Genomic DNA, 24,149 nt, shown 5'->3' with positions numbered 1-24,149 from the left:
ATGGTTCTGCGCTCGGAAATTCTGGTGAACAAAAACGTGCTCCCTACCAAAGAACAAGCTCTGCCTGGCCGCGAAACCCCGATCAAGGTTCCGGACGAACACTTCGTCAACAAAAACCCGTTGCTGGGTCCGTTCCCCGGCAATGTCGAATTCGCCATCTTCGGCCTCGGCTGTTTCTGGGGCGCAGAGCGGCGTTTCTGGCAGCGTGAAGGCGTGTACAGCACAGCCGTGGGGTATGCCGGCGGCTACACGCCGAACCCGACCTATGAAGAAGTCTGCTCGGGGCTGACCGGCCACACCGAAGTGGTACTGGTGGTGTACGAACCCGAGAAAGTCAGCTATGAAGAGCTGCTGAAGATGTTCTGGGAATTGCACAACCCGACTCAGGGCATGCGCCAGGGCAACGACATCGGCACTCAGTACCGTTCGGTGATCTACGCCACCAAACCGGAACAACTGGAAGCGGCGAAAAAAAGCGCGCAAGTGTTCCAGGTCGAACTGACCAAGGCCGGCAAAGGCATCATCACCACTGAAATCGACGAAGCCCCGACGTTCTATTACGCCGAGGCGTATCACCAACAGTATCTGGCGAAGAATCCGGAAGGCTATTGCGGGATTGGCGGTACTGGCGTGACTTGCCCGATCTGATTCAGCACAACCTCTGTACCCGATCGTTCCCACGCTCTGCGTGGGAATGCAGCCCGGAACGCTCCGCGGCCCAAAAGCGTGACGCAGAGCGTCACATGAGGCATTCCCACGCAGAGCGTGGGAACGATCATCGCCTCATTCGGCAATCAACCAATCCATCTGCCACCCACCCTGGGTCTGCCCCAGCTTCTGGGACAACCATGGCAGCAGTTCACGCAGTTCCTCTTCCAGCCCCCACGGCGGATTGGCGATTGCCAGACCGGAACCGTTCAGGCTGTTGGGCGTGTCCAGCGGATGCACCAGCAACTCCACGCGCAACAATTTCGGCGCGCCGGTGCCGGCCAGGTCCTGATAGAAACGGCGCAGTGCGCGCTGATCCTTCACCGGATACCAGATGGCCGCCACGGTTTGCCGCATACGGCCAATCGCCTCTTTCAACGAAGCCGCGCAACGCTGCATTTCATCGAGCTTTTCGAACGGCGGATCGATCAACATCACCGCACGCTTCTCTGGCACCGGCAGCAAGGCGCGCGACACATGCCAACCTTCGCCCAAGTGCACCTTCACGCGACGATCGCCCGCCATGTTGTCCTTGAGCAACAAGCCGTCTTGCGGGTGCTTTTCGTTGAGCAACACGCGATCCTGCTTACGCGTCAGACGTCGCGCCAATTCCGGCGAACCGGGGTAATAGCGCAACTGGCCATCCGGGTTCATCTCATGCAGCACCTGCATGTAGTCAGCGGTCAGGATCGGCGGATCCGGCTGATCCCACAAACGCGCAATGCCCTCCAGGTACTCACCGGTACGACTGGCCTGATCACCCTGAAGGTCATACAGACCGATGCCGGCGTGGGTATCGAGATAGGCAAACGGCTGTTCCTTGCGCGACATCAGGGCGATGAGGCGGGTCAAGGTCAGGTGTTTGAACACATCGGCGTGATTGCCGGCATGGAAGGCGTGACGATAATTCATGGTTGCTCCTGCGAAGGCCGGCAAGTTTACCTTTTACCGGCCTGCAAGTCAGGGTTCACGGCTGAGTGGCCGGCTGTATCGAAGACTGGCGTCAGCTCGACGCCTCCAGCAAATACTCCACCCAATCAGCTTTCGACGCAGCTGCCACGTCAGTTTCCGCAAGGAAATGCGCAGCCTTGCTGCGCAAGACGCGCTCCGAAAACACCTCGAAAATACCCGGCTGCTCTTCACTCAACCATTGCAACAAGTTGTTGATCCGGGTGGTAGCGTCATCCGCAGCCAGTTGTTGCAACAGCGCATCTGGCACCTTCCACCAGGGGAAGACCTTCGATGTTTTCTGCGCATTGCCATCTATCTCGACAGCGTGCCCGTTAATCCAACATCGGCCGATGACCGGCAGGAGTTCATAAGGATTGACCTCTGTACTGTGCAGGATCGGTATCAGAAAACGCCCATCCCAGAAGCGGAAAAACACCGCATTGTCATTGGGCAACAGAACCTGTGTGAGACTGCGCAGGTGTTCGGCGAGCACCTCTTGGCTCGCAGAAGAAACCGCCAGCCACCCCCAATCGCGAGACCTTGTGGTCGCCACCCACTGCACAAACTCACTGTCCACCGCGACATGTGCGACGTAGGGCATCACTGCTTCCCACTCGGCATAAGCGGTATCGGCCCAGATCGGGGTCGCCTTGCTGATGGGCATCGATCGTCGCCAGGCTTCGAGTGGTTTGGCGGCACTGGCGTTACTGAAGATCGCGAACAACTGCTGCGACACTTGCAGCGGCTGGCGTTCGAGCCAGTCGTGGGGCAATAGAAAATCAGGCGGCACACACACCTTCCTTGCAGCGTTCGCACTCTTCGCAAAATGGCGAAGCACTTTGCATACTCAGCCTCTGCGCCATGCTTAGCGCTACACCTTGCACAGCCACGCTTGATACACCGGGAGCCGACATCGGCGCCCCACCGACTTCGATCGGCACACTGCTGAAAATTCCCGCAGGACCGATATTGATCCAGTGGCCACCGGCCTGAATCGTGGCGTTGGTGCCGCCATCAATCACGACCTGGCTAACGGCATTGAGCTGAAACTGCCCGCTCGCCGTGACGGTCTGGCTGCCGACGCGGATGTGCCGGTCACCGGTGACCTGCAGGTATTCGTTTTGCCCGACCTGCACGTGCATGTCATGCAGCACCTGCTGGTTCCAGTTTCGCTGGGCGCGCAAGTGGATTTCCTCGGCCCCTTTGCGATCCTCGATGCGCAATTCGTTGTAGCCCCCGCCACCGGGACTGCTGCGCGAGCGGAAAATACTGCGAGTCTTGTCTGCCGGCAGATCCAGCGGCACCGGGTTCATCGCATTGGGCAGGCAACCCATCACCAGCGGCTTGTCCGCATCGCCATCTACGAACCCCACCAGGACTTCCATGCCGACACGCGGGATCAACACACTGCCGTAGCTGTCGTGCGCCCAACCGCTGGCCACCCGCAGCCAGCAACTGGAATGTTCTTCCAACTGACCGAAGCGGTCCCACATCAACCGGACCTTGACCCTGCCGAATTCGTCGCAATGAATTTCACTGTCTTTCGGCCCACTCACCACAGCGGCTTGATACCCGGCCACCTGAGGCTTGGCGCGCATTCGCGGGCGGAAAAAAGCGTCCCACGGCGTTGCCAGGAAGGTATTGCGATAACCTTGAAAACTGTCCGTGCTGCCCGCCGACTCTTCCAGTACTTGTGGCTGACAGCCATGGTGTTCGATTTCAGTCAGCAGCCACAGGTTGTTCCACTCCTGCTGCGGGTGCTCGTCGAGTTGCAGGAAATGCCCACTGATCAACGCAGCTTGATCACTCTTGCCTTGCGCCTGACGGTAATCCGCGCGATGGCTCTGCAATGCCCGCTGAGCCAGCCGCCCGCCGATTTCCCGATCATTGAACTGCCCCGGAAAACGGTAATCCTCAAGCAGCGGCAACTGCTCACTGTCGGAACGACTTTGCAGTTCCAGGCGTGGTTGATGGAAGTCGTAGTCGCGGCGCGTCACCACGGTGGGTCGGGTTTCCAGACGAACATTGAACCGCTTGATGACAGCTTCATTCACCGCCATGCCACTGCCCGGCCGGTAAGGTATCGGTGCAGGCAAGCGTGGAAAAACTGTCTGGTCATCGCCAAACACCAACAGGTGACCGTCGCAACTGTGTTTGAAATGGTAGTGGATACCCAGTTCGGCACACAGCCGCTGGATGAACGCCAGATCGCTTTCCGCGTATTGCACGCAGTACTCGCGCTCGGGATAGGCGCCACTGAGCTGAAAAGCAAAGGCATCGCCGAGGATGCCGTGGTCCTTGAAGATTTGAGTGATGATCGCCGGCACAGTTTGGTGCTGAAAGATTCGCTGGTTGATCCGATGATCGAGGTAGGCCAGACGCGGTACAAGGCTGATCTCGTAGCGCGTCAGACGTTTACCGGAATCGCCCTGGCCCACCCGATAAATCTGACCATGAACACCGGCGCCTTGCGCATCGAAACCCAGAAACGCCTGACGATGCAGAAGGTTTTCGAGATCGATGTCCGGCCGCTCGCTGACCAGCTCCACGTCAAAACGGTATGGCTGGCTGATGGCCTCCTTACCGGTGAACTCAAGTACCTTGAGTTCACTCTGGACACCGTCGACGGTCAACGTGAAGCGCGGTTGATTGGCAGAAGCGAACATCCGATGTGTCTCGGCAGAATGACAGCGGGCGATTCTGCATGAGCATCAAGCCTCCCTGATCAAGAAACAGGAAAATCAGATTTGCCCTACCGCTTCTGAAGCATCGCCCCTCAAAAAACGCTTCATTCGACTACAGACAACCCCGAGAACACCGCGCCCCTTGCAGGAGCCGAGCTTGCTCGCGATGGCGGTCTGGATGCCAACATATGTGTTGAACGTGCTGACGCCAGCGCGAGCAAGCTCAGCACCTACAGAAAACCTAGAAAGTGCAGGCAAAAAAACGGCCCGCCTCCAAAGGAAGCGGGCCGTTTTCGTTCAAGCCATTGGCGCAGAGCTTTCGCTCGTGCCGATTACTTGTTCAGGCGGAAATCACTTTCGGCAGCAGCGAAACGCTGCAGCATGCCGGCAGTCGGCGCGCCCATTTTGCTGACGAAGTAAATCGCCAGGCTGGCGAAGATGAAACCAGGGATGATTTCGTACAGGCCCAGCAACTCGAAATGCTTCCACACGATCACGGTGATTGCGCCAACCAGGATACCGGCCAGTGCGCCGTTGCGGGTCATGTCTTTCCAGATCACGGAAATCAGCACGACCGGACCGAAAGCGGCACCGAAACCGGCCCAGGCGTAGCTCACCAGACCCAATACACGGTTTTCCGGGTTGGCAGCCAATGCGATGGCAACCAGGGCAACCAGCAACACCATGGCGCGACCGACCCATACCAGTTCGACCTGGGAAGCCGACTTGCGCAGGAAGGTTTTGTAGAAGTCTTCGGTCAAGGCGCTCGAGCACACCAGCAGCTGGCAGCTCAGGGTGCTCATGACAGCGGCCAGAATGGCCGACAGCAGCACGCCGGCAATCCATGGGTTGAACAGGATCTTGGCCAGTTCGATGAACACACGCTCGTGGTTTTCAGTCACCGGACCGGCCACCTCAGGGTGCGCCGAGAAGTACGCGATACCGAAGAAGCCGACGGCCACGGTGCCGCCCAGGCACAGGATCATCCAGGTCATGGAAATGCGACGGGCGTTGGCGATCGACTTGACCGAATCCGCTGCCATGAAACGCGCCAGGATGTGCGGCTGACCGAAGTAGCCCAGACCCCAACCCATCAGCGAGATGATGCCGATGAAGGTGGTGTTTTTCAGCATGTCGAAGTTGCTTGGATCTTGCGCTTCGATAGCCAGGAACGTGGTATCCACGCCACCGGTGGCCAGCAGCACGATGATCGGCGTCAGCAACAGGGCGAAGATCATCAGGGTGGCTTGTACGGTGTCAGTCCAGCTCACCGCCAGGAAACCGCCGACGAAGGTGTAGGCAATCGTCGCCGCAGCGCCGGCCCACAGCGCTGTCTCGTAGGACATGCCGAAGGTGCTCTCGAACAGACGGGCGCCAGCCACGATGCCGGAAGCGCAGTAGATGGTGAAGAACACCAGGATCACGACGGCGGAGATGATCCGCAGCAAGCCGCTTTTGTCTTCAAAACGGCTGGAGAAGTAATCCGGCAGAGTCAGGGCATCACCGTTGTGCTCGGTCTGCACGCGCAGGCGACCGGCAACGAACAGCCAGTTCAAGTAAGCACCGACGATCAGGCCGATGGCGATCCAGCTTTCGGACAGACCGGACATGTAGATGGCGCCCGGCAGGCCCATCAACAACCAGCCGCTCATGTCGGAAGCACCGGCGGACAGTGCCGTCACGACGCTGCCCAGGCTACGGCCGCCCAGAATGTAGTCAGAAAGGTTATTGGTGGAGCGATAGGCCATGAAGCCGATCAGCACCATTGCTGCGATGTAGATCACGAACGTGATCAGGGTTGGATTGCTTACGCTCATTTAAGTGACGCCCTGGCTTTGTTTTTATGTAGCGGCGGCTGGTGAACCGCTCGCAAACGGTGACGTTTGACAGACGATTCGGGATCCCGCGCATTTATGACTGATGTTTCCCCAGGAAAGCCATCAGCCGGTGCACCGGCCTCTTCGACGGTTGCACCTTGGGGCGCGAATGCTATTCAACAAAGCAAATAAGGTGCAACCCATTTCTGGAGAATAAGTTGCACCTAGTCGGAAAAATCTTGTTATGCGCTGTTTTTGCTCCTTTTCGGAGCAAAGATCGCCAGCGATCCATCAAAAAAGCCCCAAGGAAATGCAGCACGGTCGTACCAGAATTTATTTCCTGACGAGCTGCGTATTAATCCGACAAAAAAAGGGTTGCACCCGGTTGCACCTCAGGAGTCGCACGGCTAATCTTGCCGCCAGCTGATGCCACGCGGTCGTGGCAAACATGAGGATAAAAACATGGCTACCACCACCCTTGGCGTCAAACTTGACGACCCAACCCGCGAACGCCTGAAGGCTGCCGCGACCTCGATTGATCGCACGCCACACTGGCTGATCAAGCAGGCAATTTTCAATTACCTGGAGAAACTCGAGGGTGGTGCAACCCTGACCGAGCTGAACGGTTCGACCAAGGATTCCGACGATGCCGTCGATGCGCCTCTGGATCACGCCCACCAGTGCTTCCTTGAATTCGCCGAAAGCATCCTGCCGCAATCGGTACTGCGCGCATCGATCACCGCCGCTTACCGTCGCCCGGAGCCGGAAGTGGTGCCGATGCTGATCGAACAGGCACGCCTGCCGGCGCCGATGGCCGAAGCCACCAACAAACTGGCCGCCTCCATTGCGGAAAAACTGCGCAACCAGAAGAGCGCTGGCGGCCGTGCCGGCATCGTGCAGGGCCTGTTGCAGGAATTTTCCCTGTCGTCCCAGGAAGGCGTGGCGCTGATGTGCCTGGCCGAAGCGCTGCTGCGCATCCCGGACAAAGGCACTCGCGACGCGCTGATCCGCGACAAGATCAGCACCGGCAACTGGCAACCGCACCTGGGCAACAGCCCGTCGCTGTTCGTCAACGCCGCTACCTGGGGCCTGCTGCTGACCGGCAAACTGGTGTCCACGCACAACGAAGCGGGTTTGACTTCGTCCCTGAGCCGCATCATCGGCAAGAGCGGCGAGCCGATGATCCGCAAGGGCGTCGACATGGCCATGCGCCTGATGGGCGAGCAGTTCGTCACCGGTGAAACCATCGCCGAAGCCCTGGCCAACGCCAGCAAGTTCGAAGCCAAGGGCTTCCGCTATTCCTACGACATGCTGGGTGAAGCCGCACTCACCGAGCATGACGCCCAGAAATACCTGGCCTCGTACGAACAAGCCATCCATTCGATCGGCAAAGCGTCCCACGGCCGTGGGATTTATGAAGGCCCGGGCATTTCCATCAAACTGTCCGCACTGCACCCGCGCTACAGCCGTGCGCAGTACGAGCGCGTGATGGATGAGCTGTACCCGCGCCTGCTGTCGCTGACCCTGCTGGCCAAGCAATACGACATCGGCCTGAACATCGACGCCGAAGAAGCCGACCGCCTCGAGCTGTCGCTGGATCTGCTCGAGCGCCTGTGCTTCGAGCCGCAGCTGACTGGCTGGAACGGCATCGGTTTCGTGATCCAGGCTTACCAGAAGCGTTGCCCTTATGTAATCGACTACGTGATCGACCTGGCTCGCCGCAGCCGTCATCGCCTGATGATCCGTCTGGTGAAAGGCGCGTACTGGGACAGCGAAATCAAGCGCGCCCAGGTCGAAGGCCTGGAAGGCTATCCGGTCTACACCCGCAAGGTGTACACCGACGTTTCCTACATCGCTTGTGCACGCAAACTGCTGTCGGTGCCAGAAGTCATCTACCCGCAGTTCGCCACGCACAACGCCCACACCTTGTCGGCCATTTATCACATCGCCGGTCAGAACTATTACCCGGGCCAGTACGAATTCCAGTGCCTGCACGGCATGGGCGAACCACTGTACGAACAAGTTGTAGGCAAAGTTTCCGAAGGCAAGCTGAACCGTCCTTGCCGCGTGTACGCTCCGGTCGGCACCCACGAAACCCTGTTGGCGTACCTGGTTCGTCGTCTGCTGGAAAACGGCGCGAACACTTCGTTCGTCAACCGTATTGCCGATCAGTCGATCTCCATTCAGGAACTGGTGGCCGATCCGGTGGCCAGCATCGAGCAAATGGCGACCGTGGAAGGTGGTTTCGGCCTGCCGCACCCGCGCATTCCATTGCCGCGTGACCTGTATGGCGCCGAGCGCGCCAACTCCGCCGGCATCGACATGGCCAACGAACATCGCCTGGCCTCGCTGTCCTGCGCCCTGCTCGCCACCGCGCACAACCACTGGAAAGCCGCGCCGATGCTCGGTTGCGCTTCCAGCAACGAAGCGCTGGCGCCGGTGCTGAACCCGTCCGATTTGCGTGACGTGGTTGGCCATGTTCAGGAAGCCACTGTCGAAGACGTCGACAACGCCATCCAGTGCGCCCTCAACGCCGCACCGATCTGGCAGGCCACCCCGCCCGCCGAACGCGCCGCGATCCTGGAACGTGCCGCCGACCTGATGGAAGCCGAGATCCAGCCGCTGATGGGCCTGTTGGCTCGCGAAGCCGGCAAGACTTTCGCCAACGCCATCGCCGAAGTGCGCGAAGCCGTGGACTTCCTGCGCTACTACGCGGTGCAGGCGCGCAACGATTTCAGCAATGACGCCCACCGCCCATTGGGTCCGGTGGTATGCATCAGTCCGTGGAACTTCCCGCTGGCGATTTTCAGCGGTCAGGTGGCTGCTGCCCTGGCTGCCGGTAACCCGGTACTGGCCAAGCCTGCCGAACAGACTCCGCTGGTAGCGGCTCAGGCCGTGCGCCTGCTGCTCGAAGCCGGCATCCCGGAAGGCGTGCTGCAACTGCTGCCGGGCCGTGGCGAAACCGTCGGTGCCGGTCTGGTGGGTGACGATCGCGTCAAAGGCGTGATGTTCACCGGTTCGACCGAAGTCGCTCGTCTGTTGCAACGCAACATCGCCGGTCGCCTGGACAGCCAGGGCCGTCCGATCCCGCTGATCGCCGAAACCGGCGGCCAGAACGCAATGATCGTCGACTCTTCGGCCCTCACCGAACAAGTGGTGATCGACGTGGTTTCGTCGGCCTTCGACAGCGCCGGCCAGCGTTGCTCGGCCCTGCGCGTCCTGTGCCTGCAGGAAGATTCCGCCGACCGCGTCATCGAAATGCTCAAGGGTGCCATGGCTGAAAGTCGTCTCGGCAATCCCGAGCGCCTGTCCGTGGACATCGGCCCGGTGATCGACGCCGAAGCCAAGGCTGGCATCGAGAAGCATATCCAGGCCATGCGCGACAAAGGACGCAGCGTGTACCAGGTGGCCATCGCCGACGCCGAAGAAGTCAAACGCGGCACCTTCGTGATGCCGACATTGATCGAACTGGAAAGCTTCGACGAACTGCAACGGGAGATCTTCGGCCCGGTGCTGCACGTGGTTCGCTACAAGCGCAAGGACATCGACCAACTGATCGGACAGATCAACGCTTCCGGCTATGGCCTGACCTTGGGTGTACACACCCGCATCGACGAGACCATCGCCAAGGTGATCGATAACGTCAATGCCGGTAACGTCTACGTAAACCGCAACATCGTCGGTGCCGTGGTCGGTGTACAACCGTTTGGTGGCGAAGGTTTGTCGGGGACTGGCCCGAAAGCCGGCGGCCCGCTGTACCTGTACCGTCTGCTGTCGACGCGTCCTACCGATGCGATCGAACAATCCTTCGCTCGCGGTGACGCTCTCGCCGCACCGGATGTACGACTGCGTGAAGCCATGAGCAAGCCGCTGACCGCCCTGAAAGCCTGGGCCGACAGCAACAAATTCGCTGACCTGAGCACCCTGTGCGTGCAGTTCGCCGCGCAATCGCAAAGCGGTATCACCCGCGTACTGGCAGGCCCGACCGGCGAGCGCAACAGCTATGCGATTCTGCCGCGTGAGCACGTGCTGTGCCTGGCGGAAGTCGAAGGCGACCTGTTGACTCAACTGGCAGCGGTATTGGCTGTCGGCGGTTCGGCGGTATGGCCGGAAGCCGAGTTGACCAAGGCATTGTTCGCACGCCTGCCGAAGGACATTCAGGCACGCATCAAAGTGGTGTCCGACTGGAACAAGGACGAGGTGGTGTTTGACGCGGTTCTGCACCACGGTCATTCCGATCAGTTGCGCGCGGTCTGCCAGCAAGTGGCCAAGCGTGCCGGTGCGATCGTTGGCGTGCAGGGTCTGTCGCAAGGCGAGTCCAACATTGCGCTGGAGCGTCTGGTGATCGAGCGGGCGCTGAGCGTCAACACCGCGGCGGCAGGTGGTAATGCCAGCTTGATGACCATCGGTTAAACCTCTGCACCAAGATTGTGTGATCGTTCCCACGCTCTGCGTGGGAATGCCTCCTGTGACGCTCTGCGTCACGTCGTTTGGGGACGCGGAGCGTCCTGGGCTGCATTCCCACGCGGAGCGTGGGAACGATCAAGTCGGTGCTCGGCTCCAACATCACCGCTATCAATCATCCTGTTCAGCCTCAATTCGCACGCCTAGACTCGGCCCATCCCAATAAAAGGTAGGCCGCCATGTCCGAGACGTTGCTCAGTTCCCGCAATCTGGCTTTCGAGCTGTACGAAGTCCTCGATGCCGAGGGCCTGACCCAGCGTGAGCGTTTCGCCGAGCACAATCGCGAAACCTTCGATGCCGCCATCGGCACTGCCAGAAGCATCGCCGAAAAGTTCTTCGCCCCGCACAACCGAAAGGGTGACGAGAACGAGCCGCGCTACGAGGACGGTCAGGCGATTCTGATTCCGGAAGTGAAACCGGCGGTGGATGCGTTCCTTGAAGCAGGCTTCCTCAATGCCGCGCGCAGTTTCGACGCCGGCGGCATGCAACTTCCTACACTGCTGTCCCAGGCGTGCTTCGCGCATTTTCAGTCAGCGAACGCAGCGTCGACTTCGTATCCATTCCTGACCATGGGCGCAGCGAACCTGATCGAAAGCTTCGGCACCGAAGAGCAGAAACGCCGTTTTCTGCAACCGATGATCGACGGCCGTTTCTTCGGCACCATGGCCCTGACTGAACCCCATGCAGGCTCATCGTTGTCGGATATTCGCACGCGCGCCGAGCCTGCGTCTGACGGCACCTATCGACTCAAGGGCAATAAAATCTTCATTTCCGGTGGCGACCATCCGCTGTCGGAAAACATCGTGCACATGGTACTGGCCAAGCTGCCGGACGCACCGGCCGGGGTGAAGGGGATCTCCCTGTTTATCGTGCCGAAATTCCTGGTCAACGATGACGGCAGCCTGGGCAAGCGTAATGACGTGCTGCTGGCCGGGTTGTTCCACAAGATGGGCTGGCGCGGCACTACTTCTACCGCACTGAACTTCGGTGACAACGGTGAGTGCGTCGGCTATCTGGTGGGCAAGCCGCACCATGGCTTGAGCTATATGTTCCAGATGATGAACGAAGCGCGCATCGGTGTCGGCATGGGCGCAGTGATGCTTGGCTATGCCGGCTATCTGTATTCGCTGGAATACGCCCGCGAACGTCCGCAAGGACGGGTGCCGGATAGCAAAGACCCCAATACCGCCCCTGTGGCGATCATTCAACATGCCGACGTGAAGCGCATGTTGTTGACGCAAAAAGCCTACGTCGAAGGTTCGTTCGACCTTGGCCTGTACGCGGCACGGCTGTTCGATGACACCACGACTCTCGAGACGGAAGAGGCGCGCAAGCAGGCCCATGAACTGTTGGATCTGCTGACCCCCATCGTCAAATCCTGGCCGTCGGAGTTTTGCCTGAAGGCCAACGAACTGGCGATCCAGATCCTCGGCGGCCACGGCTACACCCGCGAATACCCGGTGGAGCAGTATTACCGCGACAACCGCCTGAACCCGATTCACGAAGGCACCCACGGCATTCAATCCCTGGACTTGCTCGGCCGTAAACTGGCGCAGAATGGCGGCGCGGGGCTCAAGCAACTGATCCGCTTGATCGCCGACACCGCCGAGCGTGCACAGGCGTTTGATTCGCTGACTGCGTTGCGTGAACCACTGGAGAAACTGGTGGCGCGCCTGCAAACCGTAACCATCGGCCTGCTGACCGACCTGGCCCAAGGCAAGGTCAACAGCAGCCTGGCGAATTCGGCGCTGTACCTGAAGGTGTTCGGGCACACGGTGATTGGCTGGCGCTGGCTGGAACAGGCGATTCGCGCCGAAGAAGGCCTGGCCAAGGGCAATGCGGCGGATGTGAGCTTCTATAAAGGCAAGTTGCAGGCGGCGCGGTACTTCCTGACGTGGGAGGTACCGGGTTGTCACCATGAACTGGCGATTCTTGAAGCGCGGGATGATGTCTGCCTGGGCATGCAGGATGAGTGGTTCTGAAGCAAGTCTTGGGTTGTAGCTGCAATCCAATCGCTGGCAAGCCAGCTCCCACAGGTATCTCTCTTGATCACAAATCTTGTGCTCAACACAAAACCCTGTGGGAGCGGGCTTGCCCGCGATGAGGCCCGCACCGCCAACCATCAACTCAACTTGAACCCACCCATCTGCCGCGCCAGATCGTCCGCCAGACGTTGCAATGTCTGACAATCCTCACGACAAGCCCTGACCTCCCCCGCCGTCGCCCGGGCCAGATCGGAAATGCCCTGCACGTTACGGTTGATCTCTTCGGTCACTGCCGACTGCTCTTCAGTCGCCGTTGCCACCTGATGATTCATGTCGCTGATGCGCTCGACCTGCCCGGTAATCGCGGTCAACGACGCCCCGGTGCGCTGACTGGATTCGACACCGGTGCCAGTCGCCGCTTGCCCGGAATGCATCGACGACACCGCATTTTCCGCACCCTGCTTGAGACTGCCGATCATTTGTTGAATCTCATCGGTGGACGATTGTGTACGCCGTGCCAGTGTGCGCACTTCATCGGCGACCACCGCAAACCCGCGCCCCATATCGCCTGCACGTGCGGCTTCGATGGCAGCGTTGAGCGCCAGCAGGTTGGTTTGCTCGGAGATCCCGCGAATCACTGCCAACACCTGATCGATTGACGCCACCTGATGAGCCAGCGCCCCGACCGCCGTGGCGGCAACGCCGATTTCGTCGGACATGCTTTCAATGTGCCGGATCGATCCGCCGACCACTTCCCGTGCCTGCATTGCTTCATCCCGGGCGTTTTGCGAAGCGACTGCCGCGTTACCGGCGTTCTGCGCGATCTCTTGCACGGTCAGGCCCATCTCATGGACCGCAGTAGCGACCATGTCGGTCATTTCCTGTTGTCGGCCCGAGCGTTCGGCGGTGTTTTCCACCACCCGCGCCACTTGCCCGACAGCCGTACGCAAGCGCTCGCTGGTGGTGAGTACTTCGCCGATCATGTCGCGCTGGCTGTCGAGAAACCGATTGAACCCTCGCGCCAGATCGCCCAGCTCATCGGCGCGGCTGGAATCCAGCCGATGGGTCAAATCGCCACCACCGCTACCGATGGCCACCAACGCCGCTGTTACCTGGCGGATCGGTCGGACCAATCCACGGGCCAGCAACACCACCAGCAACAGGCATATCACCGCCACTGCCAGGCCGATGCCGCTGCTCATCCACATGGCGCGACGGGCTTCAGCGTAAATCTGCGACTGCGGCACTTCGGCCACCAGGGTCCAGCCGAGATCGCGCAAAGGCAGGCTTAATGCGAGGAAGTCTTCACCGTCCCGCTGGAAGCTATTACTCGTGGCAGTTTTTTGACCCAGAGACGCGCCCGCCGCCGCCGCGCCAATTTGCTCTGCCAGGGTACGTTTACCACTCAATTGCGCTTGGGGATGAACCTGGATCAATCCGTCGGAACGGACGAGATAGACCTTGCCACGCTCTCCGAAACTGAAGTTGTGAATCAGCTCGGAGAGCTCCTTCATGCTCAGGCCCAGCCCGGCAACGCCCACGACTTTGCCGGCTTTCTCGACTTTAAGGTCGATGAAAAGCGCCAATTCTCCGCTGGCGGTGTCATTGTCGATGTTGAGGGTGCGCGGCTGGTCGCTATCGAGAAACGCATAGAACCACGCGTCTTTGGGGTTGGTGCGGCTGAGGGTCCGGTCCAGGCCTTTTTCATTGAAGTAGTGGTTGGACGCGGTGCCGACAATCAGCGCGGTAAAGGCCTTGTGTTCGGCGCGGATGCCTTCGAGGTAAGTGGTGAACGTAGCGGCCTGGGCACTGTTTTCACCCTCGGCCAGCCAATCGCGCACCATGCTGTTGCTGGCGATGTCCTTGGCGGCGGTGAGCGGCTGAACGAGGATACGCTCGATGTCGTTGCGCATCGCTTCGATGCTCGACGGCAGCGCTTGTTCGACCAGATAACGCTGGGCGAGGCGATTGACCACAAGGGTATAAATGCCAACCACGATCAGAATACTGACGAGCAGGGCGGTGCCCATGCTCAAGATCAACTGCCATTGAATACTGCGTCGCCAGAACTGCATGGAGCACCCCCAAAGAATAAGAGGCTGAAACACTGCAACAGCCGTGCCGATTGTATACAACGCAAACGACAATTTATTCTTTGGTTGTGCGCAAAGCCGATCAGGCCTGATTGATCGTCTTGGAGATCACTTCAACCGTGGCGTTGACTTGCTCTTGGTAACGGTCGAGTTCGAGCTTGTGTTGCTTCTGCATTTCGATCTGTTGCGAGCACAGATTCATCGCGGCCAGTACCAGCAATCGGTCTCCGATCAGCGTCGGGTACTTCTTTTTGGTGTCGGCCAGGGCAGCCTTCAACATTAATGCAGCGTCCAGCAGGGTCTGCTCTTCCCCGGCCGGGGCCTTGATCGAATAGTCCTCACCCAGGATCGAGACGACTTTCACACCCGGGCCGTAACTCATGCGCTGACTGGGCCAGCGCTCACACGCTCAACCAGGGCTTGAATGCGCGCGGCGGTGGCGCCTTGTTTCTCTTCCTGTTCCATCAGGCTCAGTTGCAGGCTTTCGTTTTCATCCTTGGCCTGGGCCAGTTCGGCGCTCAGGGCTTGGTTGGTGCCTAGCAGGGTCTGGTTCTGTTGCACCAGGTCGCTGACCAGCTGTTCCAATTGGCTTAGGGATGCTTCCAACATTTTGATTTTCCAGGCATTTTCAAAGGGCGCGTACGATAAAGAAAAGTCACTGTGGAAGCCAGGGTTATACGGGCCCAAGGCCCTGATTTTCCTGACGACCGACCTTTCTCGCGAACTGTAGAGACTGTGATCGGCCGATCTGGTTCCTGCACTTCGTCGCCATGACGTTTGTGCGGCAAAACCGCGCAGGGACTCAAGACTTCAGGCGCATGACCGATAAGTCATCCATACGTCAGCCTCGGCACCCTCTGGTGCGCTCTCTTCGGTAAACACCATGTCCCTTCGAAATATGAATATCGCGCCGCGAGCGTTCCTCGGTTTTGCCCTGATTGGCGGTTTGATGATGCTGTTGGGCGTGTTCGCCCTGAACCAGATGAGCAAGATCCGCGACGCCGCCGAGAACATCACCGTCAGCAGCGTGCCCAGCATCAAGAGCCTCGACGAGTTCACCCAGCTGACCCTGCGTTTGCGCGTGTTGTCCTACCGTTTGCTGGTCAACCGTGAACCAGATGTGCAGCACAAGACCATGGAGCTGCTGGAAATGCGCAACCAGCAAATCCGCACCGCCCAGAACGTCTACGAAAAACTGATCAGCAGCCCCGAGGAACGTGCGGCCTACGATCAATACGTGCAGTTGCTTGGGCAATACCGCCAGATCGAAGATCGGATGAAGACCCTGTCGCGCAACAATCAGGTCGACGAATTGCGCAACCTGCTCAACGCCGACCTGCTGAGTAACTCCGAAGCGGTCAATGCGGTGCTGAACAAACTGCTGGAGATCAACACTCAGCAGACCCTCGACACCAACCAGCAAGCCGCCGACCAATACGATTCGGCCTTCAATCTGGTGATCGCCCTGCTTGTGATCGCCACCGCCCTGACCATGCTGTTCGCCTGGTTGCTGACCAACAGCATCACCCGCCCCATCGCCAACGCACTGAACGCCGCCGAACAGATTGCCGAAGGCAACCTGACGCGCCCGATCACCGTCGATGGCGAAGATGAGGCCGGCCGCCTGCTCTTGGCGATGTCGAAGATGCAGGAAAAACTGCGCGACACCCTGCAGCGGATTTCCGGCTCGGCCACGCAATTGGCGTCCGCCGCGGAAGAGCTCAACAGTGTCACCGACGAAAGTGCCCGTGGCCTGACCCAGCAGAACAACGAAATCGAACAGGCCGCCACCGCGGTCAATGAAATGACCAGTGCAGTGGAAGAAGTCGCGCGCAACGCCGTAAGTACGTCCGAAGCCTCGAAGAACGCCACTACGTCTGCCGGCGACGGCCGTGATCTGGTGCAGGAAACCGTCAGCGCCATTGAACGCATGAGCGCCGATGTTCAGAGCACCGCGACCCTGATCGGCGACCTGGCGAACGAGTCCCGCGACATCGGCAAAGTACTGGACGTGATCCGTGGCCTGGCCGACCAGACCAACCTGCTGGCCCTGAACGCGGCCATCGAAGCTGCACGTGCCGGTGAAGCCGGTCGTGGTTTTGCGGTGGTGGCCGACGAAGTGCGGGCACTGGCTCATCGCACCCAGCAGTCGACCAGCGAAATCGAGCGCATGATCGGCAGCATCCAGAGCGGCACCGAACATGCGGTGGATTCGATGCGCAACAGCACAGAGCGTGCCGAATCGACCCTGAACATCGCCCGCGGCGCGGGAATGTCACTGGACACCATCAACAGCGCCATTGTCGAAATCAACGAACGCAATCTGGTAATCGCCAGCGCTGCTGAAGAACAGGCGCAAGTGGCCCGTGAAGTGGACCGCAACCTGGTGAATATCCGCGATTTGTCGGTGCAATCGGCCACCGGCGCCAACCAGACCAGCGCAGCGAGCAGTGAGTTGTCGCGCCTGGCGGTGGACCTGAACACCATGGTTGGGCGGTTCAGCCTTTAATCTGAAGTCGCCACACTGATCCCACCCTGCTCAAGAGGGTGTGCAAGACTGCTTTCAAAAGCTTTCCATGATCGTTCCCACGCTCCGCGTGGGAATGCATCCCAGGGCGCTCCGCGTCCCGGAAGTGGACGCAGAGCGTCCATTGAGGCGTTCCCACGCAGAGCGTGGGAACGATCTGGTATAAACCAGAAAAGCTTTTTGACAGCATCACATTTCAACAGGTTAGAATCGCTGGCACGCAGACTGCATGGTCAGTTTGTGCCCGCCTTTCAGTTTTCTGGAGTACTGCCTTTGAATGCGACCACCATCAACAGCCTGTTCTTGATCGGCGCGTTGCTGGTAGGTGCAAGCATTCTGGTGAGCTCACTTTCGTCGCGCCTCGGCATCCCGATTCTGGTGATCATCCTGGCCGTTGGCATGGCGGCCGGCGTCGACGGCGGCGGCATTATTTTCGATAACTACCCCACGGCTTATCTGGTCGGCAACCTCGCACTGGCGGTGATCCTGCTCGACGGCGGTTTGCGCACGCGGGTCTCGAGTTTCCGCGTGGCGTTGTGGCCGGCGTTGTCGCTGGCCACGGTCGGGGTGTTGATCACCACCGGGCTGACCGGCATGGCCGCGGCCTGGCTGTTCGACCTGAACCTGATCCAGGGCCTGCTCATTGGCGCCATCGTCGGCTCCACCGATGCGGCGGCGGTGTTTTCGTTGCTGGGCGGCAAAGGCTTGAACGAACGGGTGACCGCCAGCCTGGAGATCGAATCCGGCAGCAACGACCCGATGGCGGTGTTCCTCACCGTCACGCTGATCGACATTCTCGCCAGCGGCCAGACTGGGCTGCACTGGAGCCTGCTGGCGCACCTGCTGCGCGAGTTCGGTATCGGTGGTGTGATTGGCCTCGGCGGCGGCTGGCTGATGTTGCAACTGGTCAACCGGATCAATCTGGCCACCGGTCTGTACCCGATCCTGGTCATCGCCGGTGGCCTGGTGGTGTTTGCCCTGACCAACGCCTTGCACGGCAGCGGCTTCCTCGCGGTGTACCTGTGCGGTCTGGTCATCGGCAACCGGCCGGTACGCAGCCGCCACGGCATCCTGCACATGCTCGACGGCATGGCCTGGCTGGCACAGATCGGCATGTTCCTGGTGCTGGGGCTGTTGGTCACGCCCCACGATTTGCTGCCGATTGCCTTGCCGGCCCTGGCCTTGGCGCTATGGATGATTCTGTTTGCGCGGCCGCTGTCAGTGGTGGTGGGTTTGTTGCCGTTCAAGGCGTTCCATGGCCGCGAAAAGGCGTTCATTTCCTGGGTGGGCCTGCGTGGCGCGGTACCGATCATTCTGGCGGTGTTCCCGCTGATGGCCGGCCTGCCCAATGCTCAGCTGTACTTCAACCTGGCCTTCTTCATCGTTCTGGTCTCGCTGCTGGTACAAGGCACCAGCCTGCCGTGGGTCGCCAAGCTGCTAAAGGTCACGGTGCCACCGGAGCCCGCGCCGATTTCCCGGTCTGCGCTCGAAGTGCATGTCACCAGTGAGTGGGAACTGTTCGTTTATCGCCTCGGTGCCGAAAAATGGTGCATCGGTTCGCCCCTGCGCGAACTGAAAATGCCCGAAGGTACCCGCATCGCTGCCCTGTTTCGTGGTCAACAACTGCTCCATCCGTCGGGTAGTACGGTGCTGGAAGTCGATGATTTACTGTGCGTAATCGGCCATGAACACAACCTTGCGGCCCTCGGAAAACTGTTCAGCCAGGCACCGCAACGCGGCCTCGATTTGCGCTTTTTCGGCGACTTCGTTCTCGAAGGAGACGCCCAGCTGGCCGCGGTTGCTGCCCTGTACGGGCTGAAGGTCGAAGACATCGATCCGCAGATGACTCTGGGCAAGTTCATTGCCCAGAAAGTCGGGGGAGCGCCGGTGGTCGGCGACCAGGTGGAGTGGAACAACACCCTCTGGACTGTCGCGGTCATGGACGGGAACAAGATCGACAAAGTGGGCGTCAGATTCCCCGAAGGAAGTCGCCCGGGTCCGGGCTTGTTCCTCTAAACTCCACTCTTCGCCTCGTATTTTGATCGGTCTCTATGTCAAGCCTGCGCACCTTTTTCGTCCTGGCCCTGTTGGGCCTGAGCCTCTCCGTCGGACCTTTGCAAGCCGCCGAACCGCCCTCCCGCGAATCTGTGCAGACGAGTCTGGACAAGATTGCCGACCGCAAATTGCCGGAGGCCGATCAAAAGGCTCTGCAGTCCGTCCTGCAAGGCACGCTGACGCAGCTCAACAATCAGCGTGATTACGAGCAGAAACTCAGCGATCTCAAGCAGCAACTGGCCACCGCGCCCAAGCAAACCATCGAAAACCAGCGTGAGCTGACGCGCCTCAAGGCCAGCGTCGTCGCGCCCGTATCGCAACGCTTCGCAAAAGAGTCGATCCAGCAACTCGAGCAAATGCTCACTGAGCGATCGACCCAGCAAAGCGATCTGCAGAAAGCCCTGGCGGACGCCAACAGCCTGATCATTACTGCACAGACCCGTCCCGAGCGTGCCCAGGCGGAAATTTCCGCCAGCCAGACGCGTATCCAGCAGATCAACAATATGCTCAAGACCGGCAAAGACGCCGGCAAGACCCTGAGCGCCGAGCAGCGCGACCAGCTCAATGCCGAGCTCGCCGCCCTCAACGCCTTGATCCCGCTGCGGCGCCAGGAACTGGCCGGCAATACCCAGCTGCAAGACCTGGGCAACAGCCAGCATGATTTGCTGTCGGAAAAATCCGATCGCCTGGACCGGGAAATCCAGGACCTGCAAAGCCTGATCAATCAGAAGCGCCTGGCTCAATCCCAGGAGACGGTGACGCAGCAGTCGATCGAAGCACAGAAGGCCGGCGGCAGCAGCCTGTTGGCGACTGAAAGCACCGCCAACCTGAAACTCTCGGATTACCTGCTCAAAAGCACTGACCGTCTCAACGAAGTCACCCAGCAGAATCTGCAGACCAAGCAACAGCTGGACAGCGTGACCCAAAGCGATGCGGCGCTGGACGAGCAGATCAGCGTGCTCAAGGGCAGCCTGCTGCTCTCGAAGATTCTCTACAAACAGAAACTGGCCCTACCGCGCCTCAAGGTCGATCGCGACCTCGCCGACCAGATCGCCGACATTCGGCTGTATCAATTCGAAGTCAGCCAACAACGGGAATTGCTCAGCAACCCGGCCACTTATGTCGACAATCTGCTGGCCGCCCAACCGCCCGAGCAAGTCACCCCGCAGTTGCGCAAAAGCCTCTTGGAACTGGCGACCACGCGTGCCGACCTGCTCGAGCGCCTGAACCGCGAATTGAGCGCAGTGCTCAACGAGTCCATCACCCTGCAGTTGAACCAGAAGCAATTGCTCAGCACCGCGCAAAGCCTGCGTGCGACGCTGGACGAGCAGATGTTCTGGATTCCCAGCAATAAACCGCTGGATCTTGAATGGCTGCGCAGCGTGCCGGATCGCTTGCAACGCCAGGTCGACTCCCTGCCCCTGGCCTCGAGTCTGAGCGAGTTGACTGATGGCCTGACCCAACGACCGCTGCTGTTCCTGCCGCTGGCGCTGTTGATCGGCGCCCTGCTGTGGCGTCGCAAGCAACTGTATGCCCGTCTGAACAAGGTTCACCAGGACATCGGCCACTTCAAGCGTGACAGTCAGTGGCACACACCTCAGGCGATTCTGATCAATATCCTGTTGGCGATGCCGGTCTCGTTGGGTCTGGCCCTGTGCGGCCTGGCCCTGCAAATCGACGCCCGAGGGCAAAACGCCAATATGGGCGCGGCGTTGCTGCAAATGGCCCAGGCATGGCTGGTGTTCTACACCGCCTACCGCATCCTCGCACCGGGCGGCGTGGCTGAACTGCATTTCCGCTGGGAAAAACCTCAGGTCGAATTCCTCCGGGGCTGGGTCCGTCGGCTCGGGATGGTGGTAATGGCCCTGGTGGCAGTGGTAGCCGTTGCCGAACTGCAACCGGCCGGGCTCGCCGATGACGTGATCGGCATGCCGGTCGTACTCACTTGCTACGCCTTGATGACATTGCTGCTCAGCCGCCTGCTGGTCAGCAGCCCGACCCACGAAAACGCCTCGCTGTTCCGCAAAGCCGTGGGCGTCATGTTCACCATCCTGCCCGTGGCGCTGTTCGTGGCCGTGTGCTTCGGCTACTACTACACCGCACTCAAACTCAGCGACCGCCTGATCAACACCCTGTACCTGCTGATGTTCTGGCTGGTGATCGAAGCCACCTTCGTCCGTGGCCTGAGCGTAGCGGCCCGTCGCCTGGCCTATCAGCGCGCCCTCGCCAAGCGGCAGGCAGCCAAGGAGGCCGGCGATGGCGAAGCGGTGATCGAAGAGCCGACCATGGACATCGAAAAGGTCAACGAACAGTCCCTGCGCCTGATTCGCCTGGCCTTGCTCGGCGGGTTCATGGCCTTGCTGTACTGGGTCTGGGCCGACCTGATCACGGTGTTCTCGTACCTGGACAACATCACCCTCTACGAATACACCAGCGGCACCGGCGCCAACATGAGCATGGTGCCGATCAGTATCGGCGACATGCTCGGCGCACTGATCATCATCGGCATTACCTTCGCCCTGGCGCGCAACTTGCCGGGCCTGCTGGAAGTGTTCGTGCTGTCCAAACTCAACCTGGCCCAGGGCAGTGCTTACGCCACGACGACGTTGCTGTCCTACGTGATCGCCGGCGTCGGTTTCGTTTCCACCCTGTCGACACTCGGGGTGAGCTGGGACAAATTGCAATGGCTGGTGGCCGCGCTGTCGGTTGGCCTCGGTTTCGGCATGCAGGAGATCTTCGCCAACTTTATTTCCGGGATCATGATCCTGTTCGAACGCCCGGTGCGCATCGGCGACACCATCACCATCGGCAACCTGTCGGGCACGGTGAGCAAGATCCGCATCCGCGCCACGACCATCACCGACTTCGACCGCAAGGACATCATTGTCCCGAACAAGACGTTCATTACCGGGCAGCTGATCAACTGGTCGCTGACCGACACCATCACACGGGTGACCCTCAAACTCGGCGTCGATTACGGTTCGGACCTGGATCTGGTCAAAGAGCTGCTGCTGAAGGCCGCGCGGGATAACCCACGCGTGCTGAAAGATCCGGAACCCCACGTGTATTTCCTGAACTTCGGTGAAAGCACTCTCGACCACGAACTGCGCATGCACGTACGCGACCTCGGCGACCGCAACCCGGTGCTCGACGAGGTCAACCGCTTCATCAATCGCGAGTTCAAGAAGCAGCACATCAACATCTCGTTCCGGCAGATGGAGGTTTACCTGAAGAACCTGCACGGACAGGAATACAAGATGGTGCCGATCGAGCCGGAAGCGAAAACCATTGTGCCGATAAAGGATGGCAAGCAACCGCCACAAATGCCGCCCGCCGCCAAACTCGACTAACCGGACTTTCCCCAGCAGAATGCTCGGACATTCTGCTGGAGCCGGCCCTTGAAAGCCCTCGACGAACTGACCTTCGATAATCGCTTCGACCGCTTGGGCGATACGTTTTCCGCCCACGTGCTGCCCGAGCCCATCGACAACCCGCGCCTCGTAGTCGCTAGCCCTGCCGCCATGGCGCTGCTGGACCTTGACCCGGCCGTGGCCGAAACCCCGGAGTTCGCCGAGCTGTTCAGCGGCCATAAGCTCTGGGCCGATGCGGTTCCTCGGGCAATGGTCTATTCCGGGCATCAGTTCGGTTCGTACAACCCGCAACTGGGCGACGGTCGGGGCCTGTTGCTGGGTGAGGTGTACAACGAGGCCGGCGAACACTGGGACCTGCACCTCAAGGGTGCCGGCCAGACACCGTTTTCGCGCATGGGCGATGGTCGTGCGGTGCTGCGCTCCTCGATCCGCGAATTCCTTGCTTCTGAAGCGTTGCACGCGCTGAACATCCCGACCACACGAGCATTGTGCGTGATCGGCTCCGACACCCCGGTCTGGCGCGAAAAACAGGAACGCGCCGCCATGGTCCTGCGCCTGGCACCGAGCCATGTGCGCTTCGGGCATTTCGAGTATTTCTACTACACCAAGCGCCCCGAAAAACAGAAAGAGCTCGGCGATCACGTGCTGGCCATGCATTTCCCGCAATGCCTGGAACAACCGGAACCGTATCTGGCCATGTTCCGCGAAATCGTCGAACGCAACGCCGAGCTGATCGCCAAGTGGCAAGCCTACGGCTTCTGCCACGGGGTGATGAATACCGACAACATGTCGATCCTCGGCATTACCTTCGATTTCGGCCCGTTCGCCTTCCTCGACGACTTCGACGCCAACTTCATCTGCAACCACTCCGATGACCAGGGCCGCTATTCCTTCAGCAACCAGGTGCCGATCGGACAGTGGAACCTCAGCGCCCTGGCCCAGGCCTTGACGCCGTTCATCAGCGTCGAGGCCCTGCGCGAAACCCTCGGCCTGTACCTGCCACTGTTCCAGGCCCATTACCTCGACCTGATGCGCCGTCGTCTAGGCTTCACCACGGCTGAAGACGACGACCAGAAGCTGCTGGAACATCTGCTGCAACTGATGCAAAACAGCGGCGTCGATTACAGCCTGTTCTTCCGCCGCCTGGGCGACGAATCACCGGAGGCGGCCGTCGCCCGCTTGCGTGATGACTTCGTCGACCTCAAGGGCTTCGATGCCTGGGGCGAGCTCTACATCGCCCGGGTTGCCCGCGAAGGCGCGCTTGATCAAGCGCAGCGCCGGCAACGGATGCACGCGGTGAATCCGCTGTACATCCTGCGCAATTATCTGGCGCAAAAGGCTATCGATGCGGCAGAGAGCGGCGACTACTCGGAGGTTCGGCGCCTGCACACGGTGCTGAGCAAGCCGTTCGAGGAACAGCCGGGAATGGAAAGCTACGCCGAACGACCGCCGGAGTGGGGCAAGCATCTGGAGATCAGTTGTTCTTCCTGAATC

The 24,149-nt window shown here is 60.0% G+C and carries 14 protein-coding genes; 7 read left to right on the top strand and 7 right to left on the bottom strand.

The window, feature by feature from the left end; genetic code table 11:
• Positions 1–648 carry a peptide-methionine (S)-S-oxide reductase MsrA gene (gene msrA, locus D8U69_RS07425; protein WP_075947336.1) on the top strand — a complete coding sequence of 216 codons (648 nt, stop codon included), beginning with the start codon at positions 1–3 and terminating at the stop codon, positions 646–648.
• A 135-nt stretch (positions 649–783) separates the two neighbouring features.
• Here msrA and rlmJ read toward each other — a convergent pair whose 3' ends face one another.
• The 4 genes from rlmJ to putP form a co-directional block, all read right to left on the bottom strand.
• Positions 784–1,620 (bottom strand): 23S rRNA (adenine(2030)-N(6))-methyltransferase RlmJ, encoded by an 837-nt coding sequence (gene rlmJ, locus D8U69_RS07420; RefSeq protein WP_130907023.1) that lies wholly within the window; start codon positions 1,618–1,620, stop codon positions 784–786.
• A gap of 91 nt (positions 1,621–1,711) precedes the next feature.
• The gene (locus tag D8U69_RS07415) at positions 1,712–2,449 is read right to left on the bottom strand and encodes a DUF4123 domain-containing protein (RefSeq protein WP_130907022.1); all 738 of its coding nucleotides are present in this window, start codon (positions 2,447–2,449) and stop codon (positions 1,712–1,714) included.
• The gene (locus tag D8U69_RS07410; RefSeq protein ID WP_130907021.1) at positions 2,439–4,325 is read right to left on the bottom strand and encodes a type VI secretion system tip protein VgrG; all 1,887 of its coding nucleotides are present in this window, start codon (positions 4,323–4,325) and stop codon (positions 2,439–2,441) included. Before D8U69_RS07410 ends, D8U69_RS07415 begins: the two co-directional genes overlap by 11 nt.
• A gap of 350 nt (positions 4,326–4,675) precedes the next feature.
• Positions 4,676–6,160 carry a sodium/proline symporter PutP gene (gene putP / locus D8U69_RS07405; RefSeq protein WP_056852312.1) on the bottom strand — a complete coding sequence of 495 codons (1,485 nt, stop codon included), beginning with the start codon at positions 6,158–6,160 and terminating at the stop codon, positions 4,676–4,678.
• Between the two features lie 462 nt (positions 6,161–6,622).
• Between putP and putA the strand changes: the two genes are divergently transcribed.
• Both putA and D8U69_RS07395 read left to right on the top strand, forming a co-directional pair.
• Entirely contained in the window at positions 6,623–10,573 is a 3,951-nt protein-coding gene (putA, locus tag D8U69_RS07400; protein ID WP_130907020.1) for a trifunctional transcriptional regulator/proline dehydrogenase/L-glutamate gamma-semialdehyde dehydrogenase, read from the top strand.
• Between the two features lie 230 nt (positions 10,574–10,803).
• Positions 10,804–12,606 (top strand): acyl-CoA dehydrogenase, encoded by a 1,803-nt coding sequence (locus D8U69_RS07395; protein WP_130907019.1) that lies wholly within the window; start codon positions 10,804–10,806, stop codon positions 12,604–12,606.
• Between the two features lie 140 nt (positions 12,607–12,746).
• Here D8U69_RS07395 and D8U69_RS07390 read toward each other — a convergent pair whose 3' ends face one another.
• The 3 genes from D8U69_RS07390 to D8U69_RS07380 form a co-directional block, all read right to left on the bottom strand.
• Entirely contained in the window at positions 12,747–14,684 is a 1,938-nt protein-coding gene (locus D8U69_RS07390) for a methyl-accepting chemotaxis protein (RefSeq protein ID WP_130907018.1), read from the bottom strand.
• A gap of 100 nt (positions 14,685–14,784) precedes the next feature.
• Entirely contained in the window at positions 14,785–15,084 is a 300-nt protein-coding gene (locus D8U69_RS07385; protein ID WP_056852309.1) for a cell division protein ZapA, read from the bottom strand.
• The gene (locus D8U69_RS07380) at positions 15,081–15,311 is read right to left on the bottom strand and encodes a hypothetical protein (protein WP_056852308.1); all 231 of its coding nucleotides are present in this window, start codon (positions 15,309–15,311) and stop codon (positions 15,081–15,083) included. The genes D8U69_RS07385 and D8U69_RS07380 overlap by 4 nt, the downstream gene beginning before the upstream one ends.
• Before the next feature lie 274 nt (positions 15,312–15,585).
• On the opposite strand from D8U69_RS07380, the gene D8U69_RS07375 reads away from it, so the two are divergent.
• The 4 genes from D8U69_RS07375 (at position 15,586) to selO (ending at position 24,146) form a co-directional block, all read left to right on the top strand.
• On the top strand, positions 15,586–17,211 hold the full coding sequence (locus tag D8U69_RS07375; protein ID WP_130907017.1) for a methyl-accepting chemotaxis protein: 1,626 nt from the start codon (positions 15,586–15,588) through the stop codon (positions 17,209–17,211).
• A 291-nt stretch (positions 17,212–17,502) separates the two neighbouring features.
• Positions 17,503–19,245, top strand: coding sequence for a potassium/proton antiporter (locus D8U69_RS07365; RefSeq protein WP_130907015.1), 1,743 nt, complete (start codon positions 17,503–17,505; stop codon positions 19,243–19,245).
• A gap of 35 nt (positions 19,246–19,280) precedes the next feature.
• On the top strand, positions 19,281–22,634 hold the full coding sequence (gene mscK / locus D8U69_RS07360) for a mechanosensitive channel MscK (RefSeq protein ID WP_056852305.1): 3,354 nt from the start codon (positions 19,281–19,283) through the stop codon (positions 22,632–22,634).
• 48 nt (positions 22,635–22,682) lie between these two features.
• Positions 22,683–24,146 carry a protein adenylyltransferase SelO gene (selO, locus tag D8U69_RS07355; protein ID WP_130907014.1) on the top strand — a complete coding sequence of 488 codons (1,464 nt, stop codon included), beginning with the start codon at positions 22,683–22,685 and terminating at the stop codon, positions 24,144–24,146.
• The last annotated feature ends 3 nt before the right edge of the window (positions 24,147–24,149 follow it).

This window comes from Pseudomonas sp. Sample_16 (assembly GCF_004307665.1).
GTDB lineage: Bacteria > Pseudomonadota > Gammaproteobacteria > Pseudomonadales > Pseudomonadaceae > Aquipseudomonas.
Note: the sequence above shows the minus strand (reverse complement) of the source record. Positions and strands in the feature narration are given on the sequence as shown.